Raw genomic sequence first — 16,412 nt, 5'->3', positions numbered from 1 at the left:
GGGTGAGGGCATCAGGCTACGCCGATGTCTGAACCCGTCTTCTCGAATCCATCGAAATCAACACCACCGACGACACAATCAGCAGCGTCCCCAGCCAGTCCGGCAGGGTGAATGCCACCCCCAGCAACATCACCGACAGCAGCGCGCTGCTCAGCGGCTCGGCGCAGCTCAGAATGCTCGCCTTCGGCCCGCCGATCATCTGTGCGCCTTTCAGATACAGGCTGAACGTCAGCGCGGTACCTATCACCACCAGGTAGAAAAACGCCAGCAGCAGGCCCCCGTCGATCACGAAGGTGGTGCCGCGTCCGGCGTAGAACGGCGTCAGCATTAGTCCCGCAATCAACATACTCCAGCCGACAATCGGCAGCGTGCCGTAGCGGGCGATAAGCGTCGACGGGTACGTCGTATAAAACGCCGCGGCAAACGCCGAGGCGATACCGAAGAACAGCGCGGCCGGCGAGATGGAGAGCGACGTCGGGTCGCCGTGGGTTACCAGCAGGAAGGTACCCACAAGCGACGTGAAAATCGCGGATAAGACAAATATGCCGGGACGCGTTTTCCGCGCCAGCGCAAACCATGCCACGATAATGGTCGGCGACAGAAACTGGAGCACGGTGGCCGTCGCGGCGTTGGATTTTTCAATTGTCAGCAGGAAGGTGAGCTGCACGGTAAGCGCGCCAGCCAGCGAGAAAAACAGCAGGCTGAGGGCGTCTTTGCGGTTTTTGATGACCGAGAAAATCTTGTCGCCGTGAACGAAGGAGAGCGTCAGCAGGATCACGCCGGTAAACAGCAGACGAACCATGGTCAGGTAAGGCGAAGAGATGTGGCTTTTCTCCATGATGTACTGCGCGCAAACCCCGGAACTGCCCCATAAAACGGCGGCGATCAGGACGTTGAGCATCCCTTTGCGTGTGGAACCCATGTTCTCCCCTGTTATGTTGTCGTTAATTGGCCAACAGCATAGCATGGTTGTGTGCTGCCTGATGCCCTCACCCCGACCCTCTCCCACGGGGAGAGGGGGAAAACCGTAGGCCGGGTAAGCGTAGCGCCACCCGGCATGTTGTTGACCTTAGAACCACGCCTCCCACATCGCGCCGACGTTGAAGTCGTCCAGCGTTTCATCTTTGGTGTTGTTCACGCGCGCGGTACGTTCGTTATCCACCTTGCCGCCGGTCACGTAGAAGCGCAGCATCGGACGGAACTCCGGCCCCATGGCGATAGACATGTTCTGCGACAGGGTCAGCTTCCAGCCCTTGTTGTCGCCGCCGTTGTCGTAATCCACGTGCTGCCAGCCCGCTTCCAGCCAGGTGGAGTGAACGTCGTTCCACCAGTGCATCGGGCGCACGATGGCGTTGTAGTTCTTGCGGTTGTCGGTCTTATCGCGGCTGTTGTCGTAGTCATGGAAGGCGAGGAGGTACTCCACCTGCGTCGCCTGGGTGAATTTGTACAGCCCTTCGAAGCTGGCGTAGACCGTGGTCAGATCCTCGGTTTTGTTGAACACGCTGTTGTCCGCGTTATCGGAGTAGCGGGCAATCACCTTGTTCACGCCGCTGTCGTTGGTGTGGCTCAGCACCACGCCGCCCTGCCAGGCGTTCAGACGTTCGTCGCTCTCCACCGCTTTCGAGTCAAAGCCGTAGTTGGCGTACAGCTCCAGATCCAGCGGACCGAGCTTCACACCGTGGATTTTAGACGTCGCGGCGTAGTTGCCTTTGTCGCCCGTGCCGGACCCGCCGGTACAGGTGATGCGCGACGGGTTCGCTTCGTCCTCCATCACTTCCGGGCTACAGGATTCCACCGCTGCCACGGCGGCCACGTCAAACTGCACGCCGCCGATGTCGAAGTTCTTCACCCCGGCGCCCTGACCGTCGTGGTTCATCCAGAAGTAATCGTTGATGCCCTGCTGCGGACGCTGGTGGAAGTCGCGACCCGCCCAGAAGTAGGCGTTCGGGTTGGAGGCCATAATGTTGGTCACGCCGGCGTAGGCTTTCTTGAGGTTAACTTCGTCGCCCCAGTGGTCGATCATCACGTTGATGTCCCAGATGGCGCCGTTTTCGCCCTTGAAGGCTTTAGAGAGCTGGAACTCGCCGCCGTTGCCTTCGTTACCCAGACGACCAATGGCGGACGCGCCGTTGTAGGAGCCGTCCACCGCCACGTATTTCTGATCGGCAGCCTGGAAGTGCGCGCCGTAGCGGGCGTAGCCGGTAAATTTAACCCCGAACGGGATCGCCATATCCGGAGATTGCGCCGCGCTCTGCGGCTCGGTCACCACGTCCGCTTTTTTCGCGACCGCCGCGTCCATTTTGGCCTGACGCTCGGCCAGGGCTTTATCCACCGCTTTTGCCACAATGGCGTCGATTTGCTCCTGAGTGAATTCCTGAGCGAGAACGGAAATTGGGCAAAGCGCGGCGATAACCGCCATGGTTAATGGAAGTTTTTTAATCGTATTCATGGTTATCTCAATATAGTTTAATTTTATTCAGACAATAACCATCCCGCTCCGATCTGACAGAGTATGTCGCTATCATCAGAACAAGTGGATCTCTATTTAGGGTACAGAGGTATTACAGTAATTATTTCGCCATAGACTATCTCTGATATAAATGAATAATTTCTTCGGATAACTCGCGCGCTAATAAGGAATTCATTAAATGATCCTGGGCGTGCACCATAATTAAGGTCATCGGCTGGCGGGCTTCGCCCGCATCCTGCTCGATCAGTTTGGTCTGCATCTTGTGCGCCTGGCGCGCGTAGCCGTCGGCTTCGCGCAGCAGGCTTTTGGCCTCATCAAGGTTGCCCTGACGCGCCGCGTGCAGGGCTTCAAAGCACAAGCTGCGGGACTGGCCGGCGTTGACGATAATTTCCATTACGGCTTCTTCTAGTGCGATCATCATCATTACTCTTTATCAAAACTATTATTTAAGGCGGTGGCGGCAAACCACTCTCCGCTTTTTTTAATGGTGCGCTGCTGCGTCTCTACATCGAGCTGAATAAAACCGTAGCGGTTTTTATACGCATTACACCACGACCAGTTATCAATAAACGTCCACATATGATAGCCAAGGCAATTGCAGCCTTCGCTAATACCTTTGTGCAGCCACGATAAATGCTCAGAAATAAAATCGATGCGGTATTGATCGTTAATCTGGCCATTTTCAATAAAGCGCTGCTCGTTTTCGACGCCCATGCCGTTTTCCGAAATAAAGCAGCGAGGGTTACCGTAATTATCGCGCAGGTTAACCAGAATATCGTAAATACCCGGCGCGTAGATTTCCCAGCCGCGGTACGGGTTCATCTTACGGCCCGGCATCTCGTAATTATCAAAGAACCACTCCGGCATAAACGGCGCCTGCGGGTTCACCGCGCTGTCGCGACACTTCACGCGACGCGGCTGATAGTAGTTAACGCCGAGCAGGTCGATTTTCCCTTCCGCAATCAGGAAACCGTCTTCCGGCTTGCAGGCGGGCAGCTGATCGTAAGATTTCAGCAATGCCACCAGGTCCGCCGGATACTCCCCGCGCAGCACCGGGTCGAGGAAGCTGCGGTTAAACATCAGGTCCGCTATGTGCGCCGCCTTCACGTCCGCCGGGTTCCGGGAGCGCGGGTACGACGGCGTCAGGTTGAGCACGATGCCGATCTCACCCGCGTAGTGTCCGGCGCGGTAAGCCTGAACGGCCTTCGCATGGGCCAGCACGGCGTGATACGCCACGGTGGCTGCCCGACGAAAATCCACCACGTTCGGGTAGTGGAAGTCGTACAGATAACCGCCTTCCACCGGAACAATCGGCTCGTTGAAGGTAAACCAGTGCAGCACGCGGTCGCCGAACAGCTCGAAGCAAATCTGCGCATAGCGGGCGTACGCGTCCACCACGTCACGGTTTTCCCAGCCGCCAATCTCCTGCATCGCCATCGGCATGTCGAAATGGAACAGGGTGATAAACGGCGTGATGCCCTGCTCGTTTAGCTCATCAATGACCTGATTGTAAAAATCGACCGCGTCCGGGTTCACTTCACCGATACCGTCAGGGATCAGGCGCGCCCAGCTAATCGAGGTACGAAAGCTGTTGTGGTTCAGCTGCTTTAACAGCTGAATGTCCGTTTTCCAGTGCTGATAAAACGTGGAGGTGTGCTGCGGCCCCACGCCGTTGTGAAAACGGTTCGGCTCGCGGGCAAACCAGTAATCCCACGTGGTTTCACCCTCTCGTGTCCCTTCCGTCTGGAGAGCGGAGCTTGCGCTGCCCCACCAGAAGTTATCGGGAAATGCGTATTTCATGACTCTTCCTCTTTGACTTAATTGCTGGCGGCTTCAGCGTTACCGACGGTCGCCTGAGCTTTCTGCTCTTCGTTTTTGATGAGCGTACGCTCATAGGCACGCAGGAACGGCAGGTACATCAGCGCGGACATCACCATACAGACCAGGCACATCACCACCGGGCTGAGCGCCCAGTTCGCCGCCCACGACGCACCAATCGGCGCGGGGGTGGTCCACGGGGTTAACGAAACCACCTGAGCCAGCCAGCCGAGTTTGGTTGCGCCGTACGCCAGGCAGGCGTTGACCAGCGGAACAAACACGAACGGGATAAACAGCATCGGGTTCATGATGATCGGTGCGCCGAACAAAATCGGTTCGTTGATGTTAAAGAAGCTTGGCACCACGCCCATTTTGCCGATGGTGCGCAGGTGGGTAACGCGGCTACGCAGCAGCAGGAACGCCAGCGGCAGGGTGGAGCCTACGCCGCCAATCAGCAGGTAGTGATCCCAGAAACCTTGCAGATAAACGTGCGGCAGCGCCGCGCCCGCCGCCAGCGCCGCCTGGTTTGCAGAGAGGTTCGCCATCCAGAACGGGTTCATGATGCCGGTGACAATCAGCGACCCGTGGATACCAGCGAACCAGAAGATCTGGCACAGCAGGACGGAGAGCAGAATGGCGGGCAGCGAGTCAGACGCCGACACCAGCGGCTCCAGCAGGTGCATAATCGCCTGCGGGATGATCATCCCGGTCTGCGCTTCAATGAACAGGTTCAGCGGGTGCAGCGTTCCGATCACCACCATCACCGGGATCAGGATCTCAAACGAACGCGCCACGCCGGTCGGCACTTCCTTCGGCAGGCGGATGGTGACGTTGTTCTGTTTCAGCCACGCATAGACGCGAGTGGAGTAGATCGCGGTGATAAGCGCAGTGAAGATCCCCTGACCGGAGAGATACTGGGTCGAAATTTTGCCATCGGCATAGGGCGCGGCGACCAGCAGGAAGGCCATAAAGGCCAGCAGGCCGGACATCACCGGATCGAGGTTAAACTGACGCCCCAGGCTCGCCCCAATCCCCACCGAGATGAAGAAGGTCATCACGCCCATGCTGAGGTTAAACGGCAGCATCAGCTGTTCGCGGTAGGCCTCGGAGAAATCCAGCCAGCCGCGGGCGAAGCTGTTGGTGGTATCCGCCGAAAACGGCGGGAAGATAAACACCAGCATAAACGAGCCGATGATCATAAACGGCAGCGCAGCGGTAAAGCCGTCGCGGATGGCAATCACATACTTTTGCTGACCGAGCTTCGCGGCCAGCGGCGTAATTGACTGCTCAATCACCGCGACCATGGATTGATATAACGAACTCATGTGAACACCTTTTAGTGTGCCGCTTCGATGAGCGACAGAGCATAGTCCAGTACTTTATCGCCACGCTGCATGCCGTAATCCATCATGTCGATGGGCTGTACCGGAATGCCTTGCGTCGCTGCCTTGTCTGAGAGCGTCTTTAACATGTATTTCACTTGCGGTCCGAGAAGCACCACCTGATAGTACGGAAACTGCGTATCAAATTCGGATACGCCATACGCATCTATCTTCACGGGCAAGCCCCGTTCTTTTGCAACATCGATCATTTTGCTGACCAGCAGGCTGGTGGACATCCCGGCAGAGCAGCACAGCATAATCTTGAACATCGACAACCATCCTCAAAATGTAAAAAGTTATTGCGAGGATGATTGGACATGATACGGAAACCGGTTTCCATTTATAAAAGACAGAAGTGTGACAACCATCAAGATCCCTTACTTATGAGGCTAATTAACCGGATGTGGGTCACATAATTTGGCTGTTTTGGCATCAAATTGAGTGGAAACGGAAAATCGGTTTCCATGGAAAACGGAAACGGATATACTCCGTTCTGGCTATAATGTGAGCCGTAGCGGTGATGGAAATTACAGACGCCAGTTGCGTCTGACAGGGGAGAGAGATGTCTACAATCAACGATGTATCGCGTCTGGCCGGGGTGTCCAAAGCCACGGTATCACGGGTGTTGAGCGGGTCGCGTGGCGTTAAAGAAGCCAGCCGCCAGGCTGTTCTGAAAGCGGTGGATGAGCTGAACTATCGTCCCAACGTGATCGCCCAGTCGCTGCTCAGCCAGTCGACGGGCTGCATTGGGGTGATTTGCGCGCAGGAAAACATTAACCAGACCACCGGTTACCTGTACGCGCTGGAAAAACACCTCAGCCAGCATCAAAAACATCTGCTGCTGCGTTTTGCACACACAAAAACAGAAGTGATGAACGCCCTTGAAGAACTCTCCTGCGGCTTATGTGATGACATTCTGGTGATTGGCGCGCGTTTCCCGCTGGACGTGGACATGGACAACGTGATTCTGGTCGACTGTATGGAAGCCGATAACGCCAACAGCATTCAGTTCGATCACGCGTTCGCGGCCGAAACGGCCTGTAACTATCTCACCAGCCAGGGGCGTCGCCAGATAGCGCTGATCCACCCGCAAGGCAGCGGCTTTGCCGATCAGGTGCTGCTGGGCTACAAACACGCGCTGGAGAAAAACTTCCTGCCCTTTAATCGCAACCTCGTGTTTATGGACGCGACTTCATCGTCCGTTGCGCTTCAGGAATTACTCAACAACGCGTCCACGCTGAACTTCAACGCGCTGCTGGTGGCGGATGAGCAGGAAGCCCAGCGGGTGATCCCGCAGTTACAGGCGTTTAATAAATCGGTACCGGAAGACATCATGGTTTTCAGCCTCGGCGGTTCGCTGCATCTGCCGGGTATTCCGGTGATCCCGGCCATTGAGTATTCCATGGACGCCATGGCGGCGCGCATCGTGAGCTGGCTGACAGAGAAAACGCAGATGCTCGGGTCCTACGTTCTGCGCGGGGATTTGATTATTCCGGATGTGCGGAAGCGTTAAACGTGTGATGTAGGCCGGGTAAGCGCAGCGCCACCCGGCGCTCAACCCTCAGTAATCTTCCATACAATCCACCTGACTTACTGCATCCCAGTAGGCGTCCAGGTTGTCACGCTTCACGGCGGTGATGGCGTTTTTGATCAGCAGCTGATTGGCCTCAGACGACAAAATCATCGCCTGCCAGGCCTTATCGCTCTGCTTTTTCTGCGGGGTACAGGTTTTCTTCACATCTTTCAGGACCTGCTGTTTTATTTGCGCCTCTTTCTCCGGAGCGCTCTTCTCCTGCGCGTGAACAAACGCAGCGAAAATCAGGCAAACGAGCAGGCAAACCAGGTGTGCAGATTTCATCGAAACCTCCTTTGAAAGTCACATTCTTCCCCTGAAATATATCGTTACATTCATCAACGCGATTCAAGCCAAAAGTATGAATTTACGCATTCTGCGTGCGGGATCCGATCGCCAGTGCAATGCCATAGCTTACTAACACCGCGAGACTCATTTTCAGCATCGTTTCTCCGCCGATACCGGCAAGAGGCGCTGCGATCCCGCCGAATAAAAACATCAGCATGCCCAGAATGGCTGACGCTGTGCCGGACTCCTTCGCGTCGACTGCGCTCATCGCTTCTGAACCCGCAATGGTGCTGATCCCGCTGTTAAATGCGACGGTGAAAAAGAGTGCAATCAGTGCCGGAACGGAAAGCTGCATCCACGCAAAGAGCAACGTCAGCCCCGCGCAGGTTACGGCCAACACCAGACCTATTTGCATTAACCCTTCCGCCGGGTGTCGGCGTACCAGACGGGAGAAAATCAGCGCTGAGACGATCAGGCCGATACCGTTCACACCGAACAGCAGGCTGAACTGCATGGCGCTCAGGCCATACTCGTTTTGCATCACAAAGGAGGATGCCCCGATATAGGCGAACAGCCCCGCCAGCATGAAGGCCTGGATCAGGCAGTAGCGCATAAAGCGACGATTTTTAAGTACCGTCCTGGCGGTTTGCGTCAGCGATCCCCCGCCCTGTTTCTCTGTGAGGGACTCGCGGATAAAAAGCTGGCTGGCGATCAGCAGCGCCAGACCCGCCCCTGCCATTACCCAGAACAGCATCCGCCAGTCGAAATGCGACGCGATATAGCCACCGAGTACCGGGGACACCACGGGCGCGATGCCGTTGACCGTCATCAGTAGGGCAAAAAACTGCGTTAGCATCGTGCCATGATAGTTATCACGGGCGATAGAGCGGGCAAGTACGGAGCCGCCCGCCCCGGCAACGCCCTGCACAAATCGCCAGCCGATCAGGGCGTAAATATTCTGCGTGCTGGCACAAAGCACTGAAGCCAGTACAAACAGCAAAAGTGAGAACAGCAGCGGCGTTTTACGTCCGATGCGATCGCTTAGCGGGCCGAAAAAAAGTTGTCCCAGCCCCAGGCCAATCAGCGCCGAGGTAAGAGAAAGCTGCGTCAGCGTTGTGGAGGTGTTGAGCTGGGTGGCGATCTCCGGCAGCGCCGGAAGATAAAAATCGGAACACAGCGGCCCGATCGCCGTCAGCAGGCCAAGGATGGCCGCGAAAGAAAAAGAGAGTTTTGCCATAGGTATTTACTCTGATGGCCGGGCAACGTTGCGCCGCCCGGCAGTGATGTTACTGGATCCCGCCGCCCAGCGACTGCCACAGCGTGATGCGGTTTTCCAGGTCGGTTTGCTGCAAGGCAATCAGTGATTCCTGCGCCGACCACAGCGACCGCTGCGCGGTGAGCACCGTCAGATAATCGCCCGCGCCAGCCTTGTAACTGCGCGTCGCCACATCCAGCGTTTTTTGCTCCGCCGCCACGTATTCACGCTGGGCATCAAGCTGTTCACTCAACGTTTCGCGCCGGGCCAGCGCGTCGGCCACGTCCTTGAACGCGCTCTGGATGGTTTTCTCATAGGTCGCAATTAACCCTTTTTTCTCGGCTTCCGCATAGCGCAGCTGCGCCATATTGTTGCCGCCGCTGAACAGCGGCAGGGTGATGGAAGGTGCAAACGACCAGACCTTCATCCCGTGGCTGAACAGGGACGACAGCGAATCGCTGCCGACGCCCGCGCTGGCGGTGAGCGAGATGGTCGGGAAGAAGTTGGCGCGCGCCGCGCCGATGTTGGCGTTGGCGCTCAGCAGGTTATGCTCGGCCTCCTGAATGTCCGGACGACGCAGCAGCGCGCTGGAGCTGACGCCCGCCGGGATCAGCGTGATGGCGTTGTCGCTCAGGCTCTCCAGCGTGCCGGGCAGCAGGTTCTCGGGCACCGTATCGCCCGCCAGCAGGTTGAGAGCGTTTTTGTCCTGCATCACCAGCGTCTGGTAGCTCGCCACGCTGGCGCGCGCCTGCTGGTAAACCGCCATCGCTTCACTGACGTCCGTTGCCGCTGCCACACCCACTTCCTGCTGGCGCTTCACAATCTTGAGTGAGTTTGCGGCGCTCTCCAGGGTGGACTTCGCCAGCGCCAGATTGCTGTTATCCGCCGCCAGCGTCACCCAGGCCGTGGTCAGCTCGCTGACCATCGTCAGGCGCGTGTTCTGCGCGGTGAATTCGCTGGCAAGCCAGGTTTCACGCGCGGCACGCGACAGGCTCTGGTTGCGGCCAAACAGATCCAGTTCGAAGCTGGAGACCGCGCCGTTGGCTTCGTCACTTGTCGCGACGCCGCTCGCCAGCGTGCGGCTGCGGGTGTGGCTCAGTTCCGCGTCCACCGTCGGGAACAGGGACGAGCGCGTTTCGCCATACTGGGCACGGGCGGCGTCGATATCCGCAATCGCTTTTTGCACGTCGCGGTTGCTGTTGAGCGCCATCGTCACCACGCTTTTCAACCGCGCATCATTCATCACCTGCTGCCACTGGCTCACCACGGCGTTGGCTTCGCCATGGGCGCCCGGCAACGTCGCCGGGACGGGGGCGTCCGGGCGCTGATACGTGGGATCTAATGACACACAGCCCGCGCTCAGCAGCGCTAACGTTAATACGGTTACACGAAACATTATGACCTCCGGTTTGCGTGCTTACCGGAGAACAGACGTTTCACCAGTACAAAGAATAAAGGAACAAAGAAGATGGCCAGCAGCGTCGCGGCCAGCGTCCCGCCGATAATACCGGTACCGATCGCCACGCGGCTGTTGGCCCCGGCGCCGGTGGCAATCGCCAGCGGCGTCACGCCTGCGATAAACGCCAGCGAGGTCATGATGATCGGACGCAGACGCGTCTGGGCGGCCCGCAGGGCGGCGCGCGTCAGGGAGTAGCCTTCGGCCACTTTGGCTTCGGCAAACTCGACAATCAGAATGGCGTTCTTCGACGACAGACCGATGGTGGTCAGCAGCGCCACCTGGAAATAGACGTCGTTGTTCAGGCCGCGCAGGGAGGCGGCAACCGCTGCGCCAAGCACCCCAAGCGGGATCACGAGGATCACCGAAATGGGCACCGACCAGCTCTCATACAGCGCCGCCAGGCACAGGAACACTACCAGGATCGAGAGGGCATAGAGGCTCATTGCCTGACCGCTCGCCAGTTTTTCCTGCAACGACAAACCGCTCCATGCCCAGGTGCTGCCGGACGGCAGGTTATTCGCCAGCTGCTCCATTTTGCTCATCGCCGTACCGGAGCTGGCGCCGCTGGCGTTTTCGCCCTGAATCTCATACGCCGCCGAGCCGTTGTAGCGCACCAGGCTTTCCGGGCCATACTCCCAGCGGGTGGTGGCGAAGGCGGAGAACGGGGTCATGGTGCTGTCGCTGCCGCGCACATACCATTTGTTAAGATCCGATGGCACCGCGCGATAGTCGCTGTCGCCCTGGATGTAGACCTTTTTCACGCGGCCACGGTCAATGAAGTCGTTAACGTAGGTGCCGCCCCAGGCGCTGGAGAGGGTGTCGGTAACATCGCTCAGGGAGAGCCCCAGCGACACGGCTTTGTTGTTATCGATATCCACCTGAAGCTGCGGCATCTGCGGCAGATCGTTGGCGCGCACGGCGTGCAGCGAGTTGTCCTGGTTGGCTTCACCAATCAGCTGGTTACGCAGTTTCAGCAGCGCGTCGCGGTCGGTGCCGCCGCTGGCCATCAGCTCAAAGGTAAAGCCGTTGCTCTGGCCTAAACCATCCACCGCCGGGGGGGTCATGGCGAAAATTGTGGCATCCCGAATGGTGCTCAGCTCCTGCGTGGCGCGCAGGGCAATGGCCTGGGCGGTATTCTCATCGCCTTTGCGCTCTGACCAGTTTTTCAGGGAGACGAACGCCATCCCGGCGTTCTGGCCGCTGCCGCTGAAGCTGAAGCCTTCAATGGTGAAGATCACGTCGGTATTGGCTTTCTCTTTGGTGAGGAACCACTCGCGTACCTGGCGGCTTACCTCGGCGGTACGCACCGCGGTTGCGCCGGCGGGCAGGGTGTACTGCACCATGATTTCACCCTGGTCTTCGGTTGGCAGGAAGCTGCCCGGCAGTTTTAGCATGGCGAACCCCATCGCGCCGCAGAGCAGGGCGTAGATCACCAGCATGCCACCGGAACGGCGCAGGGCGCGCAGCACCTTGTTCTGATAGCCGTGCTCGGTCTTACTGTAGAAGCGGTTAAACGCGCCGAAGAAGCCCTTTTTGTGCGGAGCGGTGTGATTCAGGATCGAGCCGCACAGCGCGGGCGTCAGGGTCAGCGCCACCACCACGGAGAGGAACATCGCCGAAATAATGGTGACCGAGAACTGGCGGTAAATGACCCCGGTAGAGCCGCCGAAGAAGGCCATCGGCAGGAATACCGCAGAGAGCACCAGCGCAATGGCGATCAGCGCGCCGGAAATTTCGCCCATCGATTTTTCGGTCGCTTCCCGGGCGGGCAGCCCTTCGTCGCGCATAATACGCTCGACGTTTTCCACCACCACGATGGCGTCATCCACCAAAAGCCCTATAGCCAGCACCATCGCAAACAGCGTCAGGGTGTTGATGGAGTAACCGAACAGCGCCAGCACGCCGAAGGTGCCCAGCAGCACCACCGGCACCGCCAGCGCCGGGATCAGCGTCGCGCGGATGTTTTGCAGGAACAGGTACATCACCACCACCACGAGGATAATGGCTTCGAACAGGGTCTGAATCACGTCCTCAACGGAGATCTTGATGAACTCGGTGCTGTCTTTCGGATAGGCCACGTCGTAGCCTTCCGGCATCGACTTTTTGAACTCGGCGATCTTATCTTTTACCGCCGTGGCGGTGTTAAGCGCGTTGGCGCCCGGTGAGAGCATCACTGCCATACCCGCCGCCGGGTGGCCGTTCAGCTTCGCGGTGGCGGTGTAATCTTCGCTGCCCATCTCCACGCGCGCGACGTCGCTGATGCGCACCACCGCACCGTTGGACTGGCTCTTGACGATGATCTTTTTGAACTCATCGACCGTTTGCAGACGCGACTGAGCGCGGACGGTGGCGGTCAGCTGTTGGGCGTTCGACGAGGGCAGCGCGCCGATTTTACCGGCGGAAACCTGCACGTTCTGCGCTTCAATCGCGCTCTGCACGTCGGAGGGCATCAGCGAGTACGACGCCAGCTTCGCCGGGTCGAGCCAGATGCGCATCGCGTATTCTGCACCGAACACCTGTAGGCTACCGACGCCATCCACGCGCGCCAGCGGATCCTGCATATTACTCACCAGCCAGTCGGCGATATCCGAGCTGCTGGCGGTGTCGGTTTTGTCATATACGCCCATGATCAGCAGGAAGTTGCTCTGGGATTTTTCGACGGTGATCCCGGACTGCTGCACCTCGGTCGGCAGGCGCGATTCCGCCTGCTGGACTTTGTTCTGCACCTGTACCTGAGCGGTGTCCGGATCGGTTCCCTGTTCAAACGTGACGTTAATACTCACCGACCCGTCCGAGCTGCTGGTGGAGGTGAAGTAGAGCAGGTTATCCAGCCCGGTGAGCTGCTGCTCGATCACCTGCGTCACGCTGTTTTCCAGCGTCTGTGCGGAGGCACCGGTATAGGTGGCGGAGATTTTGATCGACGGCGGAGCCACGTCCGGGTACTGCGCAACGGGCAGCGTGCGGATCGCCAGCATTCCGGCGAGCATGATGAGAATGGCGATAACCCAGGCAAAGACCGGGCGACGCACGAAGAAACGGGAAAACATCAGGCGTTTCCTCCGTTGGTTTTCATCTCTTCAGCTTTCACTTCCTGCCCGGCGGTGACTTTATCGGTGCCTTCCACAATCAGCTTATCGCCCGCCTTCAAACCGCTCAGCACCAGCCATTTGTCGCCGTAGGTGTCGCCCGTCTCCAGCTGACGCTGTTCGACCTTGTTGCTGGCGTTCACCACCAGCGCGGTGGCGGTGCCTTTGGCGTCGCGGGTGATGCCCTGCTGCGGGGCGAGGATCGCGTCATTCATGATGCCTTCATCCACTCTGGCGCGGACGAACATGCCCGGCAGAAGCTGATGCTGCGGGTTCGGGAAGACGGCGCGCAGGGTGACTGAGCCGGTAGACTCATCCACCGCCACTTCGGTCAGCGCCAGGCGGCCTTTTTCGCTGTAGCTGCTGCCGTCTTCGAGAATCAACGACACGTTCAGCGTATCGCTGTTGCTGGCGAGGGTTTGCTTGCGTAAACGCAGCAGATCGGCGCTGGAACGGGTTAAATCGACGTACATACTGTCCAGCCCGCGAATGGTGGCCAGCGCGGTATCCTGCTGGGCGGTCACCAGCGCGCCGGGGGTCACAGAGGAGATGCCGATACGTCCGGCAATCGGCGCGGTGACGGTGGTCCAGTTGAGGTTAATGCGGGCGCTTTCCAGCGCGGCTTTCTTTGACTCGACGCTGGCCTTGTCCTGCGCGCAGGTGGACTTCGCGTCTTCCGCATCCTGACGTGATACGCCGTCGTCCTTCACCAGCTGCGCATAACGCCGGGCTTTCTGGCAGTCGGCCTGCACCAGCGCCTGTGCCTGTTTCAGTGCGGCGGCGGCTTCATCATACGCGGCGCGGTAGCTGGAAGGATCGATCTGATACAGCGCCTGCCCGGCCTTGACCGTATCGCCTTCGGTGAACAGGCGCTTCTGGATAATGCCACCTACCTGGGGGCGCACTTCGGCGCTCATTGCGGCGGCGGTGCGGCCGGTCAGCTCGCTGACGACGGACACCGGCTGGCTCATGAGGGTGACAATCCCCACTTCCGGAAGAGGACGTTGAGGAGCAGATGTTTGCGCATTATCGCACCCTGTCAGGAGGAGTAATGCCGCGATGGAGGTTGTTATGGTTTTCATAATCTTTTTCCAGGGTGAACGAAGCCTGCCCTGTTAATCGCTTAACAGGGAGGAGGGCTAATTAAAAGCACAGCGATCCCGCATCTCTGGCTGAGCCAGAAATGAAAAAGGGAAATTACTTATTTCCGCTAATTATTCACATGCGATTACTTCGCAGAGAAAATCATATTTAAAATATTCTGGTATATAGGCTCTAATTGTTCTGATGGTACTTTTAAAGGCGTGAGTCGACGGTAAATCGTGCCTTCGATCATCACGGCGGTAATCTCCACGCAGCAGCGAATATGCTCATCGCTCAGGTGAGGGAACTGCTTTTTCAGGTGCTCACAGGCATTGGCGAACATGCGTGCTTCGGCTTCGATCAGCATGTTTGCCACCAGCGGATTGCGCGTGGCCTCTGCGGACATTTCGAGCATCAGCGCGTCATCGTCTTCGTTAAGCGTCTGGCGCCAGGCAAGCGCCTGCGGCATCCCTTCAACCAGGGTTTTGCCCTGCATCTCTTCAATACGTGAGTCGATAATGCGCCGGATCATCTCTTCAATAATCGCGTCTTTGTTACTGAAATAGCGATAGATTTGTCCGACGCTGAGCCTGGCTTCGCTGGCGATCTGCGACATGCTGGCAGCGTGAAATCCACTGGCGCGAAAGCAGCGGCGCGCGGCGGTAATGATTTCGTCCTGCCGCAGTTTTTGTCGTTCTTCCAGCTTTGTACTCATTGTCGGCTACCGTAAAAAGTGAGAATGATCGTTCTCATTATACGTTTTCGGAGACTATTGGAAAGGCTTTTTTTATTTACATATTGAATGAATATTTCCAGCTATAAACAATGGAGAAAATAAGGAGTTTTTATGAAGGTTAAGCTGTGAGATATTCAGATTGCGCTGAAAATAAGGAGAGAATTATGCATCTGAGCATTACAGATAATGTCACAGCCGAAGAAAAAGAAGAATTATTAACGGGGCTAAGAGCCTATAACGCGCAGTTTTTAGATCTGTCGACGTTTGGCGGCGATATTGGCGTATATATGCGAGACGACAATGGCGTCATGCTGGGCGGGTTAATCGGCGTACGGAAAGGCGACTGGCTGAACATCGACTATCTGTGGGTCAGCGACAGCGTGCGGGGAACGGGCGTGGGAAGCCAGCTTATCAAAACGGCTGAAGAGGAGGCCCGTCGCAAAGGCTGTCGTCACGCGCTGGTGGATACGGTCAGCTTCCAGGCGCGTCCGTTCTATGAAAAACAGGGTTATCAGGTGCAGATGTCCTTGCAGGATTACCCTTATCAGGGAATGCAGAGACACTATCTGTCCAAAAATCTTTAACCGCCGATCCCGGTGCCTGTCACGGCTAACACGTGGCGCACCACGATCTCCGGCGAGAGGGCGTTAAGCCTCTCGTCATTGCGCATGCGGGAGAACGGCACCAGCACCAGGCTCAGCAGCGTAGTGAACAGCAGTTCGGGGGCCAGCGCCGGATTCAGCTTTCCTTCCTGCTGCCAGCCTTTGATGGTTGCCAGCGTGGTGTGATATTTCTCATCGCCAAAGCGTGCCTGCAAATGGGTGCGCAGTACCGGCATCTCGCCAATCACCTCCTGCATCCACAGCGGGGCAAACCAGCGATACTTTTCCGCCAGTTCGGCCAGCACCCTGACCATTTCCGTCAGGGCATCCACCGGCGAATCCCGGTTGTCGGCGAAAATCGCCCCGATCCGCTCGCGTAACGGCAGGAAGCGCTCCTCAATCATCGCATCCAGTAACTGTTCTCTGGAGTTGAAGTAGTAGTGCAGCATGGCGGGCGTCACGCCTGCTTCGCGTGCAATAGCGTTCAACGACGTATTGGCGATCCCCTGGCGGGAAAAGAGGTTCAGGGCGATGTCCAGCAGCTGTTCACGGCTGGCGGTAACGCGCTTGCCGCCGCGTGGCCGACCGGGGCGGCGGGGTTCAGAATTGTCCTTTTGTGCTGGCATGGTCACCGTATCTCTTGATCTTATTCATCACTTC

The 16,412-nt window shown here is 57.7% G+C and carries 15 protein-coding genes; 2 read left to right on the top strand and 13 right to left on the bottom strand.

Features of this window, described 5'->3' with window-relative positions:
- Nucleotides 1–16: 16 nt before the first annotated feature.
- From ACOTYH_RS17185 to ACOTYH_RS17160, 6 genes are all read right to left on the bottom strand, one after another.
- On the bottom strand, nt 17–922 hold the full coding sequence (locus tag ACOTYH_RS17185) for an EamA family transporter (protein ID WP_141414535.1): 906 nt from the start codon (nt 920–922) through the stop codon (nt 17–19).
- A 147-nt stretch (nt 923–1,069) separates the two neighbouring features.
- A complete protein-coding gene (locus ACOTYH_RS17180) occupies nt 1,070–2,449 on the bottom strand; it encodes a carbohydrate porin (protein ID WP_086524143.1) in 1,380 nt (459 codons plus the stop codon).
- Nucleotides 2,450–2,585: 136 nt separating this feature from the next.
- Nucleotides 2,586–2,888 (bottom strand): PTS lactose/cellobiose transporter subunit IIA, encoded by a 303-nt coding sequence (locus tag ACOTYH_RS17175; protein WP_014168006.1) that lies wholly within the window; start codon nt 2,886–2,888, stop codon nt 2,586–2,588.
- A 5-nt stretch (nt 2,889–2,893) separates the two neighbouring features.
- The gene (locus tag ACOTYH_RS17170) at nt 2,894–4,270 is read right to left on the bottom strand and encodes a glycoside hydrolase family 1 protein (RefSeq protein WP_058688749.1); all 1,377 of its coding nucleotides are present in this window, start codon (nt 4,268–4,270) and stop codon (nt 2,894–2,896) included.
- 17 nt (nt 4,271–4,287) lie between these two features.
- Entirely contained in the window at nt 4,288–5,613 is a 1,326-nt protein-coding gene (locus tag ACOTYH_RS17165) for a PTS transporter subunit EIIC (RefSeq protein ID WP_214601223.1), read from the bottom strand.
- A gap of 11 nt (nt 5,614–5,624) precedes the next feature.
- Nucleotides 5,625–5,939 (bottom strand): PTS sugar transporter subunit IIB, encoded by a 315-nt coding sequence (locus tag ACOTYH_RS17160; RefSeq protein ID WP_032668892.1) that lies wholly within the window; start codon nt 5,937–5,939, stop codon nt 5,625–5,627.
- A 293-nt stretch (nt 5,940–6,232) separates the two neighbouring features.
- Between ACOTYH_RS17160 and ACOTYH_RS17155 the strand changes: the two genes are divergently transcribed.
- Nucleotides 6,233–7,183: a LacI family DNA-binding transcriptional regulator gene (locus ACOTYH_RS17155; RefSeq protein WP_015570102.1), complete on the top strand. Its 951-nt coding sequence runs from the start codon at nt 6,233–6,235 to the stop codon at nt 7,181–7,183.
- Between the two features lie 48 nt (nt 7,184–7,231).
- On the opposite strand, the gene ACOTYH_RS17150 is transcribed toward ACOTYH_RS17155, so the two are convergent.
- The 6 genes from ACOTYH_RS17150 to ACOTYH_RS17125 all read right to left on the bottom strand — a co-directional run bounded on the left by ACOTYH_RS17150 (nt 7,232) and on the right by ACOTYH_RS17125 (nt 15,129).
- Nucleotides 7,232–7,528, bottom strand: coding sequence for a YicS family protein (locus tag ACOTYH_RS17150; RefSeq protein ID WP_003861030.1), 297 nt, complete (start codon nt 7,526–7,528; stop codon nt 7,232–7,234).
- An 82-nt stretch (nt 7,529–7,610) separates the two neighbouring features.
- Nucleotides 7,611–8,768 (bottom strand): multidrug effflux MFS transporter, encoded by a 1,158-nt coding sequence (locus ACOTYH_RS17145; RefSeq protein WP_421637840.1) that lies wholly within the window; start codon nt 8,766–8,768, stop codon nt 7,611–7,613.
- Nucleotides 8,769–8,817: 49 nt separating this feature from the next.
- On the bottom strand, nt 8,818–10,182 hold the full coding sequence (locus ACOTYH_RS17140) for an efflux transporter outer membrane subunit (protein WP_017694001.1): 1,365 nt from the start codon (nt 10,180–10,182) through the stop codon (nt 8,818–8,820).
- On the bottom strand, nt 10,182–13,292 hold the full coding sequence (locus tag ACOTYH_RS17135; protein ID WP_023295673.1) for an efflux RND transporter permease subunit: 3,111 nt from the start codon (nt 13,290–13,292) through the stop codon (nt 10,182–10,184). Before ACOTYH_RS17135 ends, ACOTYH_RS17140 begins: the two co-directional genes overlap by 1 nt.
- Nucleotides 13,292–14,413: an efflux RND transporter periplasmic adaptor subunit gene (locus tag ACOTYH_RS17130; RefSeq protein ID WP_017383665.1), complete on the bottom strand. Its 1,122-nt coding sequence runs from the start codon at nt 14,411–14,413 to the stop codon at nt 13,292–13,294. Before ACOTYH_RS17130 ends, ACOTYH_RS17135 begins: the two co-directional genes overlap by 1 nt.
- Before the next feature lie 146 nt (nt 14,414–14,559).
- On the bottom strand, nt 14,560–15,129 hold the full coding sequence (locus ACOTYH_RS17125) for a TetR/AcrR family transcriptional regulator (RefSeq protein WP_000104919.1): 570 nt from the start codon (nt 15,127–15,129) through the stop codon (nt 14,560–14,562).
- Nucleotides 15,130–15,314: 185 nt separating this feature from the next.
- Here ACOTYH_RS17125 and ACOTYH_RS17120 point away from each other — a divergent pair, with 185 nt between their 5' ends.
- The gene (locus ACOTYH_RS17120; protein WP_017383664.1) at nt 15,315–15,734 is read left to right on the top strand and encodes a GNAT family N-acetyltransferase; all 420 of its coding nucleotides are present in this window, start codon (nt 15,315–15,317) and stop codon (nt 15,732–15,734) included.
- On the opposite strand, the gene ACOTYH_RS17115 is transcribed toward ACOTYH_RS17120, so the two are convergent.
- The gene (locus ACOTYH_RS17115; RefSeq protein WP_421637839.1) at nt 15,731–16,378 is read right to left on the bottom strand and encodes a TetR/AcrR family transcriptional regulator; all 648 of its coding nucleotides are present in this window, start codon (nt 16,376–16,378) and stop codon (nt 15,731–15,733) included. The genes ACOTYH_RS17120 and ACOTYH_RS17115 overlap by 4 nt on opposite strands.
- Nucleotides 16,379–16,412 lie beyond the last annotated feature (34 nt).

Origin of the sequence: Enterobacter cloacae complex sp. SHL001 (assembly GCF_049236825.1) — a bacterium.
GTDB classification, from domain to species: Bacteria; Pseudomonadota; Gammaproteobacteria; order Enterobacterales; family Enterobacteriaceae; genus Enterobacter; species Enterobacter hormaechei_C.
The sequence above is the reverse complement of the archived record's forward strand: the minus strand, read 5'-3'. Positions and strand labels throughout refer to the sequence as shown.